At 63.4% G+C, this 20,092-nt stretch carries 13 protein-coding genes and 1 pseudogene; 4 read left to right on the top strand and 10 right to left on the bottom strand.

Features of this window, described 5'->3' with window-relative positions; genetic code table 11:
• Window positions 1–138: 138 nt before the first annotated feature.
• The 3 genes from IVA88_RS21175 to IVA88_RS21185 are packed head-to-tail and all read left to right on the top strand — an operon-like array spanning window position 139 to window position 3,061.
• Entirely contained in the window at window positions 139–732 is a 594-nt protein-coding gene (locus tag IVA88_RS21175; RefSeq protein WP_247499124.1) for a TRAP transporter small permease, read from the top strand.
• 2 nt (window positions 733–734) lie between these two features.
• Window positions 735–2,048 (top strand): TRAP transporter large permease subunit, encoded by a 1,314-nt coding sequence (locus IVA88_RS21180; RefSeq protein WP_247499125.1) that lies wholly within the window; start codon window positions 735–737, stop codon window positions 2,046–2,048.
• Window positions 2,049–2,086: 38 nt separating this feature from the next.
• The gene (locus IVA88_RS21185; protein WP_247499126.1) at window positions 2,087–3,061 is read left to right on the top strand and encodes a TRAP transporter substrate-binding protein; all 975 of its coding nucleotides are present in this window, start codon (window positions 2,087–2,089) and stop codon (window positions 3,059–3,061) included.
• A gap of 60 nt (window positions 3,062–3,121) precedes the next feature.
• On the opposite strand, the gene IVA88_RS21190 is transcribed toward IVA88_RS21185, so the two are convergent.
• The 3 genes from IVA88_RS21190 to IVA88_RS21200 are packed head-to-tail and all read right to left on the bottom strand — an operon-like array spanning window position 3,122 to window position 7,719.
• Window positions 3,122–4,771, bottom strand: coding sequence for an acyl-CoA synthetase (locus tag IVA88_RS21190; protein WP_247499127.1), 1,650 nt, complete (start codon window positions 4,769–4,771; stop codon window positions 3,122–3,124).
• A 23-nt stretch (window positions 4,772–4,794) separates the two neighbouring features.
• Window positions 4,795–6,684: a TRAP transporter large permease subunit gene (locus tag IVA88_RS21195; RefSeq protein WP_247499128.1), complete on the bottom strand. Its 1,890-nt coding sequence runs from the start codon at window positions 6,682–6,684 to the stop codon at window positions 4,795–4,797.
• 15 nt (window positions 6,685–6,699) lie between these two features.
• Window positions 6,700–7,719, bottom strand: a complete 1,020-nt coding sequence (locus tag IVA88_RS21200) for a TRAP transporter substrate-binding protein (RefSeq protein ID WP_247499129.1) — start codon at window positions 7,717–7,719, stop codon at window positions 6,700–6,702.
• A gap of 443 nt (window positions 7,720–8,162) precedes the next feature.
• On the opposite strand from IVA88_RS21200, the gene IVA88_RS21205 reads away from it, so the two are divergent.
• Complete coding sequence (locus IVA88_RS21205; protein ID WP_247499130.1) at window positions 8,163–9,359, top strand: Xaa-Pro peptidase family protein; 1,197 nt, start codon at window positions 8,163–8,165, stop codon at window positions 9,357–9,359.
• Between the two features lie 92 nt (window positions 9,360–9,451).
• Here IVA88_RS21205 and mdoH read toward each other — a convergent pair whose 3' ends face one another.
• The 7 genes and pseudogenes from mdoH to IVA88_RS21240 form a co-directional block, all read right to left on the bottom strand.
• Window positions 9,452–11,596, bottom strand: coding sequence for a glucans biosynthesis glucosyltransferase MdoH (gene mdoH, locus IVA88_RS21210; RefSeq protein ID WP_256466816.1), 2,145 nt, complete (start codon window positions 11,594–11,596; stop codon window positions 9,452–9,454).
• Entirely contained in the window at window positions 11,584–13,092 is a 1,509-nt protein-coding gene (locus tag IVA88_RS21215) for a glucan biosynthesis protein G (protein WP_247500374.1), read from the bottom strand. The genes mdoH and IVA88_RS21215 overlap by 13 nt, the downstream gene beginning before the upstream one ends.
• Window positions 13,093–13,329: 237 nt before the next feature.
• Window positions 13,330–14,155: pseudogene (locus IVA88_RS21220) on the bottom strand (hypothetical protein).
• 59 nt (window positions 14,156–14,214) lie between these two features.
• Window positions 14,215–14,991 carry an N-acetylmuramoyl-L-alanine amidase gene (locus IVA88_RS21225; protein WP_247499131.1) on the bottom strand — a complete coding sequence of 259 codons (777 nt, stop codon included), beginning with the start codon at window positions 14,989–14,991 and terminating at the stop codon, window positions 14,215–14,217.
• 42 nt (window positions 14,992–15,033) lie between these two features.
• Window positions 15,034–16,050 (bottom strand): hypothetical protein, encoded by a 1,017-nt coding sequence (locus IVA88_RS21230; RefSeq protein ID WP_247499132.1) that lies wholly within the window; start codon window positions 16,048–16,050, stop codon window positions 15,034–15,036.
• Window positions 16,051–16,302: 252 nt separating this feature from the next.
• Window positions 16,303–17,592 carry a siderophore utilization protein FsrB gene (gene fsrB, locus IVA88_RS21235; protein ID WP_247499133.1) on the bottom strand — a complete coding sequence of 430 codons (1,290 nt, stop codon included), beginning with the start codon at window positions 17,590–17,592 and terminating at the stop codon, window positions 16,303–16,305.
• A gap of 16 nt (window positions 17,593–17,608) precedes the next feature.
• Window positions 17,609–19,597, bottom strand: a complete 1,989-nt coding sequence (locus tag IVA88_RS21240; RefSeq protein WP_247499134.1) for a TonB-dependent siderophore receptor — start codon at window positions 19,595–19,597, stop codon at window positions 17,609–17,611.
• Window positions 19,598–20,092: the final 495 nt, after the last annotated feature.

Here is a 20,092-nt window from a genome sequence, read left to right on the forward strand (position 1 = left end):
GGCATACTCCTTGCTTGCGCCGGCCCCATCATGTTGATCTAACGTCTGAAAGACAGGCGCTAGGGCAGGGGCGATATTCAAGCAGGACTGGCACGCGATCTGTAATGGCCAGGACCGTTTGAATCGCCTCGTGTGAGGATGGGGATCGCGTTGGCAGCGGACGATGTAACGAACCGGCGACTGGTGCGACGCGCCCTGGATCTCCTCTATCTCGGTGCGGGCTACGCCGCCGGCGTCTTCATGGTTGCGATCTTCGCAATCATGATGATCATGTCGGTCGGGCGCCAGTTTGCGGTCAACATTCCCGCCGGCGATGATTTCGCGTCCTGGTGCATGGCCGCGATGGCTTTCCTCGGGCTCGCTCACACCTTCAAGCGCGGAGAGATGATCCGCGTCGGCCTGCTGCTGGAGCGTCTGCGCGGGCGCACCAAGCAGGTCGCGGAGGTCGTGGCGCTCGGGATTTCCACCGCCTTCGTTCTCTATTTCACCCGGCATGCCGTGCAGATGACCTACGATTCCTGGCGCTTCAACGACGTGGCGCAGGGCGTCGTCGCGCTTCCACTCTGGATTCCGCAGCTCGGCTTTGCCGGCGGTCTTGTGATCCTGTCGATCGCGCTCATCGATGAAATGATCAGTGTCGTCGGCGGCAACCGGCCCAGCTACGAGAAGGGCTCGCCGGATGAGACACCGGACGAATTCATCGAGCGCATCTCGCAGGGCGGCGGAGGTTGACGATGGCCAATCTCGGCATGATCGAGCTGTCGTTCGTCCTGCTCGGCGTCATGATTCTGCTGCTGGGAAGCGGCATCTGGATCGCGGTCTCTCTCGGCCTCGTTGGATTCGTGGCGATGGCGCTGACGACGAGTCTGCCGCTCGGCGCGGTGCTCGCGACCACAACATGGAGCGCCAGCTCGTCGTGGACACTGGCCGCGCTGCCGCTGTTCATCTGGATGGGCGAGATCCTGTTCCGCACCAAATTGTCCGAAGAAATGTTTCGCGGCCTGTCGCCCTGGGTTCAGTGGCTGCCCGGGCGCCTCACCCATGTCAACGTGATCGGTTGCGGCATCTTCGCGGCGGTGTCGGGCTCGTCGGCGGCGACCTGCGCGACCATCGGCAAGATCGCGCTGCCCGAGCTCGACAAGCGTGGCTACGACAAAGGCTTAAGTCTCGGCTCGCTCGCGGGCTCCGGCACGCTCGGACTCCTGATCCCGCCGTCGATCCCGATGGTGGTCTATGCGGTCACGGCGAATGTCTCCGTGCTTCAGGTCTTCCTGGGCGGTTTTCTGCCGGGGGTGCTCGTGATGGTGCTTTATTCCGGCTACATCATCATCTGGTCGTTGTTGAACCCGAAGAAGATTCCGCCGCGCGATCCCCCGATGCCGCTTCGCCAGAAGCTGCGCGAGTCGGCCAGGCTTGCGCCCTGCCTGTTGCTGATCCTGGCGGTCTTCCTCTCGCTCGTGCTCGGCTTTGCGACGGCGACGGAATGCGCCGCGTGGGGTGTCACGGGCGCGCTGCTGCTGGCGTGGTGGAGCGGCACGCTTACGCGCAGGAACTTCCTCGAAAGCATCATGAGCGCGACGCGCCTGACCTGCATGATCATGCTGATCCTGGCGGGTGCGGCCTACACCACGGCTGCGATGGCCTATACGGGCATTCCGGCGGCACTCGCCACCTGGGTCCAGGGCCAACAGCTCACGCCGGGCATGCTCGCGCTGTATCTGAGCATCATGTACATCATCCTGGGATGCCTGATCGACGGCATTTCGATGATCGTCCTGACCGCCGTGATCGTGCTGCCGATGGTCCGGCAGGCCGGTCTCGACCTGGTCTGGTTCGGCGTCTACCTTATCATCCATGTCGAGATGGCGCAGATCACGCCGCCGGTCGGCTTCAATCTGTTCGTGCTCCAGAACATGAGCGGGCGCGACACTTTCACTGTTGCGCGGGCGGCATTCCCGTTCTTTGTCCTCCTGCTCGGCGCCGTGTTCATCATCACGGAGTATCCGCAGATCGTTCTGTTTCTGCCCAAGCTCGCTTTCCCCGACTGATCGCGCCAAGTTTCAAATTGACCGTGAGGAGAAGTCCGATGAAGTCTCGTTTAGCCGCAGGCCTGATAGGCGGTGTCATGCTGGCCGCGACACCCGCTTTGGCTCAAACCAAATGGAATCTGCCGGCAGCGTATCCCGCCGACAATCCGCACTCGGAGAATCTGGTCGCGTTCGCCAAGGACGTCGAAGCCGCCACGTCCGGCAAGCTCCAGATCACAGTTCATCCCGGCGCCTCGCTGTTCAAGGCGCCCGACATCAAGCGCGCGGTGATGACCGGGCAGGCGCAGATGGGCGAAGTATTGCTGTCAATCCACGAGAACGAGGATCCGGTATTCGGGGTGGACGTGGTGCCGTTTCTGGCCACCAGCTTCCCGGACGCGATGAAGCTGTATCAGGCGTCGAAGCCGTTGATTGCCAAGAAGCTCGATGCGCAGGGTCTCAAGCTCCTGTTCGTCGTGCCGTGGGCGCCGCAGGGCGTCTACGTCGGCAAGCCGCTTGCAATGATCGAAGACATGAAGGGCCTGAAATGGCGGGCCTACAACGTTGGAACCGCGCGCATTGGCGAGCTGGTTGGCGCGCAGTCCGTCACCATCCAGGCCGCCGAGCTGCCGCAGGCACTTGCGACCGGTGTGGTGAACTCCTTCATGTCGTCGGGCGGCACGGGCTACGACGCGAAGGCATGGGAGTCGCTGAAGTACTTCTACGACGTGCAGGCCTGGATCCCGAAGGACTACACCTTCGTCAACAAGGCCGCGTTCGACGCGCTCGACAAGCCGACCCAGGAGGCCATTCTCAAGGCCGCCGCGACCGCGGAAACGCGCGGCTGGAAGGCCTGGCAGGACAAGAGCACCTGGTACATCGACCAGCTCAAGGCCAAGGGCATGACTGTCGAGCCGCCGACGCCCGCGCTCAAGGCCGGCTTCCAGAAGATCGGCGAACAGCTCACCGCCGACTGGCTCAAGAAAGCAGGGCCCGACGGCCAGGCGCTGATCGACGCCTACAAGAAGATGTAGCGGCGCAGAGGCCTTTCGCCCGCCGCCTTCGGGCGTGCGGGCGTCTGAGCCCGGACAGACTCAGGCCGAGATCGCCTTCGCCGATCCCGCTGCGTTGCGCAGCAGGAATTTCTGGATCTTTCCCGTCGACGTTTTCGGGATCGGCCCGAACACGACGGCCTTTGGCGTCTTGAAGCCGCTCATATGCGAGCGGCAGAAGGCGATGATCTCGGCTTCGCTCGCGCTCGCGCCATCCTTCAATTCGATGAAGGCGCAGGGCACTTCGCCCCATTTCGGATCGGGCTTTGCGACCACGGCGGCGAACAGCACGGCGGGGTGCTTGTAGAGGATGTCCTCGACCTCGACAGAGGAAATGTTCTCGCCGCCGGAAATGATGATGTCCTTGGAGCGATCCTTGATGATGACATAGCCGTGCGCGTCGAGCACGCCGAGGTCGCCGGTGTGAAACCAGCCGCCCTCGAAGGCTTCCTTCGTCGCCTTTTCGTTCTTGAGATAGCCCTTCATCACGATATTGCCGCGGAACATGACCTCGCCGATGGTCTCGCCGTCGCGCGGCACTTCCTTCATGGTCTGGGGATCGATGACGGTGACGCCTTCCTCGAGCGGATAGGACACGCCCTGCCGCCGCTTCAAGCTGGCGCGCTCGGCTGCGGGCAGATCGTCCCAGCCGGGCTGCTCGGCGCAGACGGAGGCGGGGCCGTAGACCTCGGTCAGGCCGTAGACGTGTGTCAGCTTGATCCCGATGCTCTCGGCCCCTTCGAGCACCGCGACGGGCGGCGCGGCACCGGCGATCAGGCCGACGACGCGGCGCGCGGCGGCGCCCTTCGGTGCGTCGGGCGCATTGATCAGCGTGTTGTAGACAATCGGCGCGCCGCACATATGCGTGACGCCATGCGTCTTGATCAGCTCGAAGATCTTGGTCGGCTCGACCTTGCGCAGGCAGACATTGATGCCGGCGGCGGCCGCGATAGTCCAGGGGAAGCACCAGCCGTTGCAATGGAACATCGGCAGCGTCCAGAGATAGACCGGATGCTGGCCGAGATTGCCGGCGAGGATGTTGCTGACCGCATTCAGATAGGCGCCGCGGTGATGGGTGACGACGCCTTTTGGATTGCCCGTCGTGCCCGAGGTGTAGCTCAGCGCGATCGCGTCCCATTCGTCGCCCGGCAGGATCGCCGCGAAGTCAGGATCGCCTTGCGCGAGCGCGGCCTCGTATTCGATCTCGCCGATGCGCCGGCCGCCCTTGAACGCGGCATCGTCGACGTCGATCACGAACGGTTTCGGGCCACTCATTTGTGACAGCGCATCGGTGATGACGCCGGAAAATTCGGGGTCGACCAGAATGATTTTTGCCCCGCCATGGTCGAGCTGAAACGCGATCGAGGGCGCATCGAGCCGGATGTTCAGTGCGTTGAGCACGGCACCCGTCATGGGGACGGCGAAGTGCACCTCGTTCATCGCCGGAATGTTCGGCAGCATCGCCGCAACGGTGTCGCCGACGCCGATGCCCTTGCCGGCAAGGTACGAAGCAAAGCGCTTGCAGCGCTCATGCGTCTGGCGCCAGGTGAAGCTGCGCCCCTCGTAGACCGCGCTGACATGATCGGGATAGACGGCGGCGCTGCGCGCGAGGAAGCTCAACGGGCTCAGCGGCACGTAGTTGGCCGGCGTCTTGTCCAGGCCGATATTGTACTGGTTCTGCCGCTCGCTCATCGACACCTCCCTTACGCGCCGGCTTACAGGAAACCAATCGAGATCCACGGAAACACGGCGACGACGATCAATCCCGCCAGCAGCGCCAGCAGATAGCCCCAGATCGGCCTGATGCCCTCGGCCGGATCGACGCGTCCGATGGCGCAGGCGGCATAATAGCCGACGCCGAAGGGCGGTGCGAATAGTCCGATGCCCATGGCGAGAATGATCACCATGGCATAGTGCACCTCGTGCACGCCGACGGCCCGGGCGATCGGAAACAGCAGTGGCCCGAACAGCACGATCGCCGGAATGCCCTCCAGCACGCTGCCGAGGATGGTGAAGGCCACGATCGAGACGGCGATGAAGGTCGCTGCGCCGCCCGGCAATCCGGTCATGGCGGACGCCAGCGAGCGCGAGAAGCCGGACTGGGTCAGGCCCCATGCCATGCCGGTGGCCGTGCCGATGATCAGCAGGATCGCGCCCGACAGCGCCGCGGTCTCGACCAGCATCGGAAACAGCCGCCGCCAGTCGAAGCGGCGGTAGACGAGGAGGCCGACCAGGGCTCCATAGACGATGCCGATGGTGGAGACTTCGGTTGCGGTCGCGATGCCTTCGACCACGGCGTAGCGGATCACGAAGGGCAGCGCGAGCGCGGGCAGGGCGATGACGAAGGTCTTGCCGATCTCACTGGGGCTGGCGCGTCGGACATGGCTCATGTCCTCGTGGCGATAGCGCCACCGCACCAGCGTGCACAGCGTGATCGCGAGCACCACGCCGGGCAACAGGCCGCCGGTGAACAGCGCGGCGATCGAGACGCCGGTGACCGAGCCGATCGTGATCAGCACGAGGCTCGGCGGGATGGTCTCGGTCTGCGCGCCCGTGGCCGCAAGAAGTGCGACGAGATCGCCGGGCTTGGCGCCGCGCTGCTTCATCTCCGGAAACAGCACAGGCGCGACCGCCGCCATGTCGGCCGCCTTGGCGCCCGAGATGCCGGAGACCAGGTACATCGCGCCGACAAGGACATAATGCAGCCCGCCGCGGACATGGCCGAGCAGGCTCGCCAGGAACGCCACCATGGCCCGCGCCATGCCGGTCATCTCAATCAGGAGGCCCAAAAATACAAACAGGGGAACAGAGAGCAAAATGAGGTGGCTCATGCCCTCGTCCATCCGCCCGACCAGCACCATGACCGGCGTGCGCGTGGTCAGCGCCAGATAGCCGAAGATGGCGAGCCCGAAGCCGAACGCGATGGGAACGCCGGCAAAGACGCAGAAGCCGGCGACGCCGACGAAGAAGATGACGAGGTTCAGGTTGCCGAGCGGTCGCAGATAAGGCTGCGCCAGCCAGAACAAACCGACGACGACAACAACGGACACCATGGCCGTCAGCACCGTGCGGTAATCGGCTGCGCGCAGCAGCCGCAGCAGCGCGAACGCCGCCATCAAGCAGATGCCGGCCGGCAGCGCCGCGGCGCGCCACATATTGGAGATCTGCAGCGCCGGCGTGGTGATGAAGCTTTCCTCGTAGGCGTAGTCGCAGGACGGCCAGACGATCAGCCCCAGGAAGGCCAGCGCCGCGCAGGTCGCGACCAGATCGAGCCACGCCCGCATCGCGGGCTTGGCGCTGGCGACGACCGCGGTCATGCGCATGTGCTCGGAGCGGCGGAACGCCACCGCCGCGCCCAGCATGGCGAGCCACAGGAACAGGATCGAGGCAAGCTCGTCCGACCAGATCAACGGGCGGTGCACGCCGTAGCGCGCGACCACGCCGGCAAACAGGATCACGATCTCGGCGACCACCAAAATGGCCGCCGGGATTTCGACGAGCAGGCCGAGTGCGCGCTCCGTTGAGGCCAGCAACGAAGGTCGGCGAGGGGGCCGAACAGTCGCCTCGCCCGCCACTCCGCTCACCTCGACCTCGATATGAGCCATGACGGCTCCAACGCGTTACGACAGCTTGCCGACGGCCTTTTCCAGCAGGTCCCAAGCCTGGTCGCCATATTTGCCCTTCCACTCGGCATAGAAGCCGGCGGACCGCAGCTTGTCGCGGAACGGCGCGACCGCGGGCTGGTTGAAGGTCAGGCCCTTGGCTGCGAGCTCCTGCTGGAGATTGGCATTGAGCTTGGCGGTGTCCTCACGTTCCCTAACCGCCGCGGCATTGATGTTCTTGGCGACGATGGTGCGCACGTCCTCGGGCAGGCTGCTCCACGCCCGGCGGTTGGCCAGGAACCAGAAGCCGTCCCACATGTGGTTGGTCAGCGAGCAGTATTTCTGCACCTCGTAGAGCTTGGCGGTCGAGATGATCGCCAGCGGGTTCTCCTGGCCCTCGACGATCCTGGTCTGCAGCGCGGAATAGACCTCGGCGAAATTGATCGAGGCGGGCGCCGCATCGAACGCCTTGAACATCGAGGTCCACAGCGGCGACACCGGGACGCGGATCTTGAAACCCTTGAGATCGTCCGGACCGGTGATCGGCTTGCTCGACGACGTGGTCTGGCGGAAGCCGTTGTCCCAGATCTTGTCCATGACCTCGAGCCCGGCCTTCTTGATCTCGCCGCGGACGAAGGCACCGAGATCGCCGTCCATGGCCTTCCAGACCGTGTCGTAATCCGGGAACGCGAAGCCGATGCCGTTGATCGAGGCCGCAGGCACCAGGGTCGACAGGATCAGGCCCGACAGCGTGAAGAACTCGACGCCGCCGGAGCGGATCTGGCTCAGCATGTCGGTGTCGGACCCGAGCTGGTTGTTCGGGAAGATCTGGAGGTCGAACTTGCCGTTGGTCTCGGCCTTGATCGCCGCGGCCATCTCCTTGGCGCGCACGTTCAGCGGATGGGTGTCCGGCAGGTTGTTGGCGTATTTGTAGGTGAACTCGGCGCTCTGGGCGCGGGCCACATGGGGCGCACTGAGGCCGCCCAGGACCGCGGTCGCGGCGGAGGCCTTGAGAAGCGTGCGACGGGAAAAGCTCATGGGTCTGCTTCCTCGGAGTTTGTTGTTGTTCTGAGATGCAAACCTATACGGACGGAAGGTCAGAAGGTCATCTGCGATCTCGCGAAGCTTCGCTTATTGCAGCCGGACATCGTCACGGCAATATCGGCTTTCGGAGGCATCGGCCGGATTCAAAACTGCGAAAACAACCCCATGCACAGTACCCGTCGAGACGTGCATGGCCGAACCGAAAACCGGCGGTGAGCGAAGGCTTGGTGGTAGGAATTCCACCTAAACAACTGATCTGATTGTATATAAATATATTCCATAATATAGCTTATGCGAATCACGGATATGGCCGTGCAGATCAGGCCAGATAAATCCGCACCTACCCAGAACCCCTCTCTCGGATCACACTTGCAGGCAGCAAGGTCCGGGCAAACCGACGCAGCGGTTGAGGCCACGGCAGCATTGGGAGGTTCGACATGCAGGAGAACGTCGCCCGCGCAGACCGCTCGCGCGCCATTCCATTCGACGCCGCCAAGCTCGACCGTCTGATGGAGGCCGCCGGCCTCGACATTCTGGTCGCGACCTCCAAGCACAATGTGCAGTACCTGCTGGGTGCCGAGCGCGCGATCTTCTTCGACTACATGGATGCGCTGGGCGTCAGCCGCTATCTACCGGTCCTGGTCTATCCCAAGGGTGCGCCGGAGCATGCGGTCTATGTCGGGCATCGGCTGGAGACCCATCAGCGCGCCGTTGCGCCGCCATGGGTGGCGCAGGTCCGGACCGAGTCCAACGGCTCGGTCGATGCGATCACGCGGGCCGTAAGCCTGATCCGCGACGCCGGCGTGCCCTTGAAGCGGGTTGGGGTCGAGATGGCGTTCCTGCCGATGGATGCCGGTCGGGCGCTCAGTGACGCCCTGCCCGGCGCCGAGCTCAAGGACGCGCTGCTGGTGCTCGAGCGGCTACGCGCGGTCAAGTCGGCGGACGAGCTTGCAAAACTCAAGACGGCGTCCGAGCTCGTCATCGCCTCGATGCTGGAGGTGATCGCCGGGCACGGGCCGGGCACGACCAAGCAGCAATTGTCGGACGCCTTGCGGATCGCCGAAGCCAATCGCGGCCTGACCTTCGAATACTGCCTGCTCGCCTGCGGCAACAGCCACAACCGGGCGCCGTCGGCCCAGCGCTGGGAGCAAGGCGACGTGCTGTCGCTCGATTCCGGCGGCAATTATCACGGCTATATCGGCGATCTCGCGCGCATGGCCGTGCTCGGCGATCCTGATACCGAGCTCAGGGACTGTCTGGCCGAAATCGAGGCGGTCCAGCGCGCCGCCTTCGCCGCGGTCCGGCCGGGCGCGTTGGGCGGCGACATCTACGTCGCGGCCGAGCGGCAGCTCGCGAAGCTTACCCAACGGGACTGCACGGAGTTTTTGGCCCACGGCATGGGCCTTGTCAGCCACGAGGCCCCTCGCCTGACCGCCAAAGGTCCGGTTCCCTACGACGATCCCGACGCCCGCCTGCCGCTCGAAGCAGGCATGGTGGTGTCGATCGAGACCACGATGAAGCATCCGAAGCGCGGCTTTATCAAGCTTGAGGATACGGTTGCAGTGACGCCGACGGGCCATCAGATTTTCGGCGAGGGTGGCCGCGGCTGGAATTTGGGGCGCAGCGCGCTATAGGTTGGCACCACCCGCCGCGCTTACAGGAGACATTTCGCCCTCGGCCCGAGCCCAGGCCGGGTCGTCAACGCCCTGACCTACACCGTCATGACCTAGACTTCCGCGGAAGCAGTAGCTCGCGGCATTCGCATGACTTGCTCAAGGGCGTGCCGGTGCTTCAGCACGGCAAGGGTCTCGCGTGCGCTGAGGCTGCTGACGACTTCCTCGAAATCATCGCTCTGCTCAATCTTGGCACGGGCGATCGCGAGGTCTATGTCGATCTGGCCCGATTTGCGAGGCGGCGTTTCGAGGGACTCAATGTGCGGTCCCAGCAACGCGCGGTTCTGCCTAAGCTCGATCAGAGCCCCATGGGCTTCGATCCGATCCAGGCCCGCAAGCACTCTCGCCCTCTGCAGCAGCGCCGGCGCGCGATTGTCCTCCGGGGTCGCAAACAGGTGCGCTATTCGCGGTGATGTCGATGTGACGATACCGATCGGAATGGCACAAACCAGGCCGATGATCACCGGCGACATCCAGAGCAGCAGCGGAAGCGACACGGCGTAGGCGCTTGCCGCCATTGCCAGACCGCATAGGGTCGGCAGCGTGAATTTGCGATAGACTTCATCGCGCGTGATCCTGCCATCGCTTCGCCGTTGCACTTGCCAGCCCGCGTCACGGCCCAGCAGGATCTCCGCAACGGCGGTGGATTGAAAGATCATCATGGATGGGGCGATCAAGGCGGCAAGCAGGCTCTCGGCGACCACCGCCAGCAGCACGCGAAATCCGCCGCCGAATCCTTGCCGTTCCGCGCGCCTGGTGAGCAGGACGAGGTAGGCCAGCAATTTGGGCACGATGAGGAGGCCCATTGTCGCGGCGAAGACCCAGGCGGCAAGCACGGGATCCTGTGCGGGCCAGGTAGGAAACAACGAAAAGCCCTTGGGAAAGTACTCCGGCTTGACGAAATAGGCCTGCAACGAGATCAGGATTCCGAGCAGTAGAAACAGTAGCCAAAGCGGGGCGGTCAGGTAAGAGCCGATCCCGGTCAACAGGTGAAGCCTGGAGACCCAGTGCAGGCCTCGGGCCGGCAGAACGGCAAGATGCTGGAGATTGCCCTGACACCAGCGACGGTCTCGCGCCGCGAAATCCAGCAGGGACGGTGGCACCTCTTCGAAACTCCCGCCGAGACCCGGGGCCATGAAAATCCCCCACCCCGCGCGTCGCATCAGTGCGGCTTCCACAAAGTCGTGGCTGAGGATGTGCCCGCCGAAAGGCTTCCTCCCGCGCAATTCGGGCAAGCCCGCCTCTTGCGCAAAAGCCTGCACCCGGATGATTGCATTATGTCCCCAGTAGTTGCCCTCGGAGGCATGCCACCAGGCGTTCCCGGCCGCAATCAGGGGACCGTACAGACGACCCGAGAACTGCTGAAGCCGGCTGATCAGGGTCCGCGCATTGACGACGATCGGAAGCGTTTGAATCAGCGCGGCTTGCGGATTTGCTTCCATCGCGCCCGCCAACCGAACGATGGTCTCCCCGCTCATCAGACTGTCCGCGTCGAGAATGATCATGTAGTCGTAGGCGCCCCCGAACCGCCTCACCCATTCGGCGATGTTGCCGGATTTTCGGGCGGTGTTGTCGGATCGGTGACGGTAGTACAGGTGGCCGGGGCCGCAATTGCGCTGCAGTTCCAGGAATGCAAGCTCCTCAGCAATCCAGATGTCCGGGTCTGTCGTGTCACTGAGCAGAAACCAATCGAACAATTGTGCCTGTCCGGTTTCGCCGACCGACTCGTACATGGCGCGGAGTCGCGCCATCAGATGGTGCTGATCCTCGTTGTAGGTCGGTAACAGCATGGCTGTTCGGCCGGAGATCGCTGGCAGTGGACCGTCGCTGTCAATTGGAAGCACATCCGGCCGGCCCCGTAGGAGCACAAAAAAACCAGCCAATGAAGACACGAACGAAAACGCGATCCAGGCGAGCAACACGAGAAACAACCCAAACACCATGCCTTCGAGGACTGTGACCCCACCAACCTTGAGAACATCGTACATCTCAAGGGCGCCCGCAGCGGTAATCGCGACCGTTCCGCCGAGAATGAACGCGCGCCGCGCTGCAACGGCTAAGGTGGTCCGCAGTCGCGCCGGATCGGCACTGTTGGTCCTGTCCAAGCGGCAAGGCCGCATCGGGAGAGGCGTTTCATCGGGAAGATAGCGAACGCCAAGGTCAGGCGAGAGCGCAGGCGACGTCGTCAAGGCGCCCATCGGTAAACCCAGACTTCGGATATGGCTTGATCGCCCTGCATCAAGACCGCCCTCAACTCGATCGGTGCATCCTTCACGGCGCATTGGAAACTCAGGCGCCAGCCGCCGGTTTCCGGGTTTGGCTGTGTGACGACGTTCTTGATCTCGGATTTGTCGGCGCTGACGGCCCCCCTCACCTTGTCAGGATCGACCTCCTTCAATCTGTCGCCGGCGAGTTCGAGCACGAACAATTTGCTGTCGTCGCCGCGCGCGCCAACGCCTGTGCGGGTGAACCGGGCCAGCGAATTGGGCTTCGGCGCGTCCGGACCCCAGTGCAGACGATAGGTGTAGTTGTTTTCGCTCTTGGCCTGGAGAGCCGTTTTCGGGCGCCAGAAGGCCGCGATGTTGTCGTGAACTTCCTCCTTGGTCGGGATCTCAAACAGGACCACGCTGCCCTCTCCCCAATCTCCGATCGGTTCGACCCAGAGGCTCGGGCGACGCTCAAAGCGCGATTCGATGTCCTCGTAGGCAAAGAAGTTTCTCTCCCGCTGCATCAGGCCGAAGCCGCGAGGATTGAGGTCATTGAATGTGCTGGCCTGCAGATCGCGTGGATTGTTGAGAGGACGCCAGAGTTGCTCGCCCTTTCCATTGAACACGGCAAGCCCATCGGAGTCGTGCACCGCGGGGCGGAAATCGTCGACATCGTGTCGGTCGTTCGGACCGAAAAAGAACATGCTCGTCATGGGCGCCAGGCCGGCATGTTGCAGTTCGACCCGCGGATAAAGCGACATTTCCACGTCGAAGACCGTCGGTGCGCCCGGCCTGATCGTGAAGCGATAACTTGCCGCGGCGCTCTTGCTGTCGAGCAGCGCATGGACCACGACGGATGTGGCGCCCGGCGCGGGCTTCTCCAGCCAGAAGGCCTTGAACACGGGAAATTCTTCTCCCTTGCTCTCACCGGTATCGATCGACAGACCGCGCGCGGACAGGCCGTAGGTCTCGCCTTTGGCAACGGCACGGAAGTAGCTGGCGCCAAGAAAGGCGCAAACCTCGTCGTAATAGTCGGCCCGATTGATCGGAGCGTGAATGCGAAAGCCGGCAAATCCGAGATCGACGTCCGGTACCTGCCCGATCTCGCCGCCGAATGCAAAATCATCGCGCCGGTACCTGATCGGTACGGCTCGTCCGCCGGAGACCTCGTAGATGTCGACCCTGCTTTTATAGAAAAAGCCACGGTGGAAAAACTGGACCTCGAAGGGCAGCTTCTCGTTGCGCCAAAGCGCGCGCTCCGGCAGAAAGCGGATTGAGCGGTACTGATCGTAGGTGAGATCCTTGAGCGCGTCCGGGACCTTTTCCTCTGGTGGCGCAAAGGGCTTGCTCGCCAAATTGCGGGCAAGCTCGCGGACATAGGACGGGCCGAACGGCAACTCCGCCGCCGATGCCGCAGAGACTGCGCCAGGTAGTAATGTCGCCAACGGCGTCAATGCCGAGGCTTCCAGGAATTGTCGGCGATTCAAGTGTTCTACCCGTTCGGTTCCAACCGCAATGCAACCCCCTCGTCGCGATCGAGTTCCACGGGCGTTGCCGAATCCGAGCATTGCGTGCCGACGACCTCGTCGATGCGGACCTGGGGCAATATCGCGCTGCTCCGGCCTTGGTCGCGTCTGCAAGAAAAGGTGCAATTTCCGATTGCGCATTCTTGGACCATGGCGCGCCGCGCAACGCTGTAGGGCTCAAGCAACAGGATGATCGCGTTAGGGCAGCGGCAGCAGCTCCAACTGGCTCTGCGCCTTGTTGACGACCGCTGCGAACCAGCTCTGGCTTGGCGCTCCTTGGCAAAGCACAGGGTGAAAGCCGTCATTGCGATGTCTTCGTGGGTCATGTCGCCGCGCGGGTCCTTGTTGTCGATCGACCTCGCCATCATCTGCGTCCAGACTTTTTCGCAGGCCGGGATCTCGACGGTCTTTGCGGCGTCGCTTGCAGCGATGAAGAACACTTTCTCGCCCTGGATCGCGACGACGTCGATTTCATGCAGCGGCCCCTTCAGATCGCCATTGCCGCGCACGCCCAGCACGGCGACCGCGGCGCTCGTTCCCGCGGGCTTCGCGATCGGCAGCTCGGCATATTTGGCGAAGGCGGAGTCCTGGATCGCGTAATAGTAGAAGCGGTCCGACTTGAACGCGGCGCCGATCTCCTGCGGCATGCCGTCCTCGCCGTACCCGCGCAGCCAGTGCTTGAGCCGCACGGTGGTGGTCACGACGGCCTGCATCTTGTCGCCTTCGGAGGCGAAGCCCAGCCCCTCGAGATGGCCGAAGCCGGAGTCGCCCTTGAACAGCGTGTCGGCGTTCGACTTGCCGACCGCCGGCAGCCCCTTGATTGTGGCCGGTCCACCAGCCCGCGCAGCACACATGTCAATTCCTTCAGGGCCGCATCGTGCTGCCGGAAGGTCTCGTCGTTCTCCTTGGCTTTTGAAAATTTTGCGATGTAGCGATCGCGCAAATCGCGATAATAATGCTCGGGGCCGGCCGCATGGGCGGGTGTGGCGAAAACGAGCAGGCAGAGCAAGGCAAGCGATCTCATGCGATTTCCGGCAAGTCTGGGACAATCTCCAGGCTTTGTGCCGGTGCCGCCGGGAAGGTTCACCGGGCCTTCGGGCCACCTTTCCTGCCGCGCTTCGCAGGCGCTTTCCGCTTTTTGACAGCCTTCTTGGTGGCCTTTTTGGCAGCTTTTTTGACTCCGTTGGCTTTCTTGGCTGCCCTTGCCTTTTTTTCCCGCCCTATCCGTTCCGGCCTTGCCTGACGTGAGGCTCGGACTGCCATGTCAGTCAGCGCCGCTGTCTCCGCGACGATCTGGTGCTCGGCGTCGGCCCCGGGCACGGCCATCACAGTCTGGACCTCCTCGGCGGTATAGGCCGGGTCCCAATGTGAATTCTCCGGAACATGGCAGTGCCCGTAATGGCCCCCAAGCGTTCGCCAGTTCGGTTCGTTGCGGTTGTGATGGCCCGGGTCGCGGCCGCGATCGGGCGGATTGGGAAGGCCGTTCGGCCAGATCGCCGGGACATTGTGTGTGCTTTCGATCCATCGGCACAGCCGGCCGACATTGGTCAGACTGGCGTGACTCTTGGGTCTGCCGGCAAAGCCAACCAGCTCGAACTGGATCGCGGAGTACTTGTTTGTCTGAACCGTTCCTGACGGGTGAGCCAATGCTCGTGCCGCGACATCGGTGTCGAGATGCTGGTAGATGAACTGATCGTCGATGGTGAAGTGCGGAATGTCGTGGCCTTGCTGATAGGTCGCGAACGCACCGGCCGCTGTCGATCCTTCGGTGGTGTGATGGATAATCCTGAAAGGTCGGGCGGTGTATTGACCCGCGCTCCAGGGCAAGGGCATCCATCGTGCGAAAGGACATCTGGCCATTTTCCAACTCCGGGTTCGCTTGCTGCAATGGCAGTACGCCGATCAGGTGCGAGTCTTGCTCTTCTTGATCCCTTTCTTGTCTTCCTTCTTGCCACGCTTCCTGGCGCGCTTTTGAACGGCCTTCCGGCTGCGCTTTTTCGGCGCCGCTTTGGTCTTGCGCGACTTGGCTGCCGAGTTCTTTTTCGCGGACTTCTTCTTCGCTGATGTCTTCTGCACCGACGTTTTGGCTGACGGCCGCTTGGCTGCGGCCGCGGCCTTCTTGCGCGGCTTGGCCTTCTTCGATGCGTTCGCGCGTCCACCTGTCCGCGGCTTGGTCCGCCGCGCACGCGTGGCGATTCCTTCTGCTGACGGCGCGGCCATGCCCATCGCTACGGCAACAACAGCAGGCTCGGGCTGTTCGGCGCGGACCTTGGCAAGGGCCGTCTGGAGCGCCGCATCCCAGGCCGCTAGGTCGAAATGCTGGGGGTCGTCGTGGTCGCCAATGCCCAGATCCAGAACGCAGTGGAAGACCGGCACCATCCACGCGCCGCGCCTGACGCCGGCGATGACATATTGAAGCGCGAGCCTTGCATATTGGACGGGCGTGAAGCCAGGATCGGGTGACTCAAAGTCATGGTTGCCGGGACCCATACGCGGCTGCACCAGTTCGTGATGCAGGAACAGTCCCCTGAAGCGGGTACTCGGTTTTTCGAACTGGGTCGCGCGCCAAGGCGTTCCGTAGGTCCGGTCCGTCAGCGTCTCGCCGAGAGGCGTGATGTAGATGTGGGTCTTGCCGTCTGGCAGACCCGAAAGCTTGTTGCCGGACCAGGCGGCCGTGTTGATGAAATGCGGGTCAAAGTCTTGTCCGGCCTCCAGTTTGAAGCTTGTGTCGTGAATGACGAAATAGCGCGCAAGCGGTGCGCTCGGGTCGTCGGAGTTGGCGTGGCAAATGCGATCCGTCACCGAGCCGCCAACCTTGCTCTCGGCGATGCCCTGCTTCTGGAGGGACGATCTCACCTGCGCCTTGGTCACCCCTAGAGCGGGGGGATTGGCGAGGAGGCTAGACAGGACCGGCGGCAAATTGGCCCTGGCTTCGTCGACATTGCCGGCGCGCTTGACGGTGCGAAGCAGGCAGCGGGCCTGTTCGATCGGCGATCCCGCGAACGTCAACTGAGCTGAGTCGAAGTGACAAGGTGTGGTCATGGGACGCCCCCGGCAGAATGATCACCTGCGCCGCTCGGCAGCGCTCACCCGTGCAACCTTAGGAAATGTCGCGTGACGCCACAACTTTTATTTGAACACGTTGGCGGCGGAGACGAGCGGCCGGCAGCCCTACTCCGCCGGCCTGAGCTGCCGGCCGAGGCGCATTGCCGCCGTCTCGCGGACGCGGAGACGCGCGCGGCGCTTACGCCACCAGATCACGATTCCGGTGACCGAGAGTGCCGCCACCACCAGCCCCATGATCGAGATCAGGATGCGGCCGAACAGCCCGACGATGCGGCCCGAATGCAGCGGGAATTGCGCCTGCACGAAGACGTCGGCGGCCGTGCCGACCCAGGGCAGCCGTTCGCCGATCGGACGGCCGTCCTCGCTGTCGTAATAGAGCTGCGCCGGGCCGACGCCGCCGGCGCCGTGATCGTCGCCCGGATGGAAGAAGGCGGCGGCATAGACGCCATGGGCCGGGCCGTAATTGACCGAGCCGACCGGGATGGTCCACCCTCGTGCCTTGCCGTCGGCCGCCGCGCGCGCGGCGATGTCGGCGAAGCTGACCTTGGGCTCGATGGGATCGTCGAGATCGCGATACGGCCGCTGCTCATAAGGCGTCGGCGTGTAGTTCGACACCATCTTCATCAGCGGCGAGAACACCTCGAAATAGAGGTTCAGCGAGAACGCCGTGAAGGCGATGATGAACAGCACGCCCCAGGTCCACAGGCTGAAGGCGCGGTGGATGTCGAAATTGATCCGGTAGGCACTGCCCGAGGTCTTGATGGTCCAGGCCGGCGCCCAGCGCGCCCAGAAGCCGCGTTCGAGCTGGCGCGTGACTTGGGGTGCCCGTGCCGCCCTGGCGCGCCGCCGCGAGGGCAGCGTCAGATAGAAGCCGACGAAGCAATCGATGGTCCAGATGATGGCGATCACGCCAAGCACGCGCATGCCCCAGCGGTCGCTGCCCCAGAACTCCGGAATGTGCATCGTGTAGTGCAGCTTGTAGAGAAACGAGACGAAGTTTTCCCGCGTCACAGGCCAGACAGCGCCCCAGTAGCGGCGACCAAGCTCCGCGCCGGTGTTGGGGTCGAGGAAGATCTGATTATAGTCGAGCGTGTAACGCTTTCCGGTCGCGGGATCGATCCGCGGCATGACGAAGAACCAGAGCGAGTGACCCTCCTCCGGCGTCATGAAGAGGTAGACCACGCGCGCGCGGGGATCGCGCTGCTCGATCATCTTCGCGAGATCGATCGAGGGAATGGCCGGTCCCTTGCTGGTGACGTCGAACAGATGGCTGTTCAAGACGTCGTCGATCTCGTGATCCCACGAGATGATCGCGCCGGTGATGCCGGAGAAAAACAGGAAGCCGGCCGTGAGCAGTCCCGCCCAGCGATGCAATCTGCCGAATATCGCTCTCATCGTGCGATTGCCCTGCTCACCAGCGGTACGTCAGCTTGCCGATCGCCTTGCGCCCCTCGGCATACATGCAGCCGGACAGGCCGTAGCAGGCCGCGACATAGCGTGTGTCGGCGAAGTTGGTGACGTTCAGCGACAGACGCCAATTGTCCCTGGTATAGGCAACGAGCGCATCCAGCACGGTTGCCGATCCCACCTTGAACGTGTTGGCATCATCGCCCCAGGTCGCGCCGACATAGCGAATGCCGCCGCCGAATTGAAGGCCGGCGGCCGGCCCGGTCTGGAGCGTGTAATCGCTCCACAGCGAAGCACGGTTGAGCGGCACCGTGACCGGCGCCTTGTCGACATTCACCGGATCCTGGGTGACCATGGCATCGACATAGGCGTAGGCGGCACGCAGGTTCCAGCCGTCGGCCAGCGACATCGTGCCTTCGAGTTCGATGCCGCGCGATTTCACCTGCCCGGTCTGCTCGGCAAAGGTGCTTGCAGGCACGTAGACGACGACGTTGTCGCGTGTCAGGTCGAAGGCCGCGAAGGTAAACAGCGCGTTCCATCCGAGCGGCTGGTATTTGACGCCCACTTCGTACTGCACGCCGGTCTCGGGATTGAGCATCTGTCCCGACGCGCTGGTTGCGAGCACCGGCAGGAACGATTCCGAGTAGCTGAAATAGGGAGCGATGCCGCTGTCGAAATTGTACATCACGGCGGCGCGGCCGGTGAAGGCCGAGGCATCCTTCGAGGACGAGGTGTTGGTGATACCGCTGTCGAGCTGCGTCGTCACGAAATCCTGACGGCCGCCGAGCTGGAATGACAGCCGGCCGAGCTTGATCTGGTCCTGCGCGTAGAGGCCGACCTGCGACTGCTTGACGCCGGTGTTGTCGTACATGCCGCCGAGGGTCCAGTCGTTGCTGTAGACCGGGTTGAAGACGTTGATCTCCGGCGATGATGTCGAGACGGCAAAGGCGGTGTCGCGAAATGTGGTGTTGCGATAGTCGAGCCCGACCAGCGTGGTATGGCTGAGGATGCCGGTTACGAACTTGCCCTGGAGCTGGTTGTCCACCGCGAAGGAGTTGATGTACGAGTTGCTGTAGCTGCCAAAACGCCCCAGCTGCCCCGCCGCCTGGTCGGTATATCCAGTGCCGTAGAAGGTCTTTTCCTCGTTGTGCTGATAGGCGTAACGCAGATTCTGCCGGAACGTGATGTTGTCGGTGAAATTGTGCGAGAGCTGGTAGCCGGCCGTCGCGATCTCTGTGTTGAACGCGTTGAAGCCCGGTACGCCCGCGAAGAACGAGACCGGGATGGTGCGGCCGTTGTTCGGCCATACCGTGCCCGAAGCCGGCAGGAACTGGAGCCCCCATCCCGCCCGGTCCCTCTGGTAGTTGGCGAGGATCGTGATGGTGGTGTCGTCGTTCGGCTTGAACGTGACGGCGGGCGCGATGAAGACACGGTTGTCCTTGGTGAAATCGACCTGGGTCTCGCCGTCGCGGACGACGCCAGTCAGGCGCCACAATACGGCGCCGTCCTTGTTGGCGGCACCGCCCATGTCGAACTGGCCCTGATAGCGGTTGAAGCTGCCGCCGGAGATCGAGACCTCGCCGAACTGCTGCGCCGTGGGCAGCTTGGTCACATAGTTGAGGATGCCGCCAGTGCCGCTGCCGCCATACATCGCCGAGGACGGGCCCTTGAGAACCTCGAGGCGCTCGGCGCCGTAGGGATCGAGGCCGTTGAAGTGCACGTAATTGCTGGAGGGAATCCGCAAGCCATCGACATAGAGGCCTGACATGGTCGTGTCGAAGCCGCGGATCTGGAGGGCGCCGAAGCGGGTGTCCGAACCGCCATTGACGTCGCCGCTGACACCGGCGGTGTAGCGCAGCGCCTCGCCGATCGAGACCGCGCCCTGGTTTCTGACCTGGTCGGTCGTGACGACGGATACCGACTGCGGGGTTTCGATCAGCGGCGTATCCGTCTTGGTCGCGGTGCCGCTGCGCGTCGCAACGAAACCGCGCACGGGACCATTGGCGCGTTCACCCGTGGCGCCGTTCGATGATGCCGATTGGGTTGGCGCGGCTTGCTGCGCCGGAGAGCGACGATTGGCGCGCGCGGTACGTGTTGGCCCTGACTGTCGCGACGAAGCGACCGCCGCAGGACGGACGCGCTGAGCCGGGGCTTCGACGGTGACGGCGGGAATCTGCGTCTGCGCCTCCACGGCACCGAGGGGAACGACGAGAGCGAATGCGCCGGCCGCGCCGCGGAAAAGCACCAGTATCTGTCGACGACGCGCGTCGGAGCGCGAAAGAAATTGGAAGTCGGTCACGTCGTCGAGGCCCCACGCACTGCCGGCTTCGCCGGTATGGTTTTTGATGCCTCGCCCTAACGCAGGCGTTTTCAGAGTGCGATAGGAACAGCGTTAGAATTTCTCCAGACACGTGCGCAACGCATGCGACGAATGCGCTCAGTCGTGTCTCTGAGATTGGACTGTTTCCAAACGGACAAGAATCTTCTT

It is taken from the genome of Bradyrhizobium sp. 149 (genome assembly GCF_023073915.1).
In the GTDB taxonomy this organism is placed as follows: Bacteria; Pseudomonadota; Alphaproteobacteria; order Rhizobiales; family Xanthobacteraceae; genus Bradyrhizobium.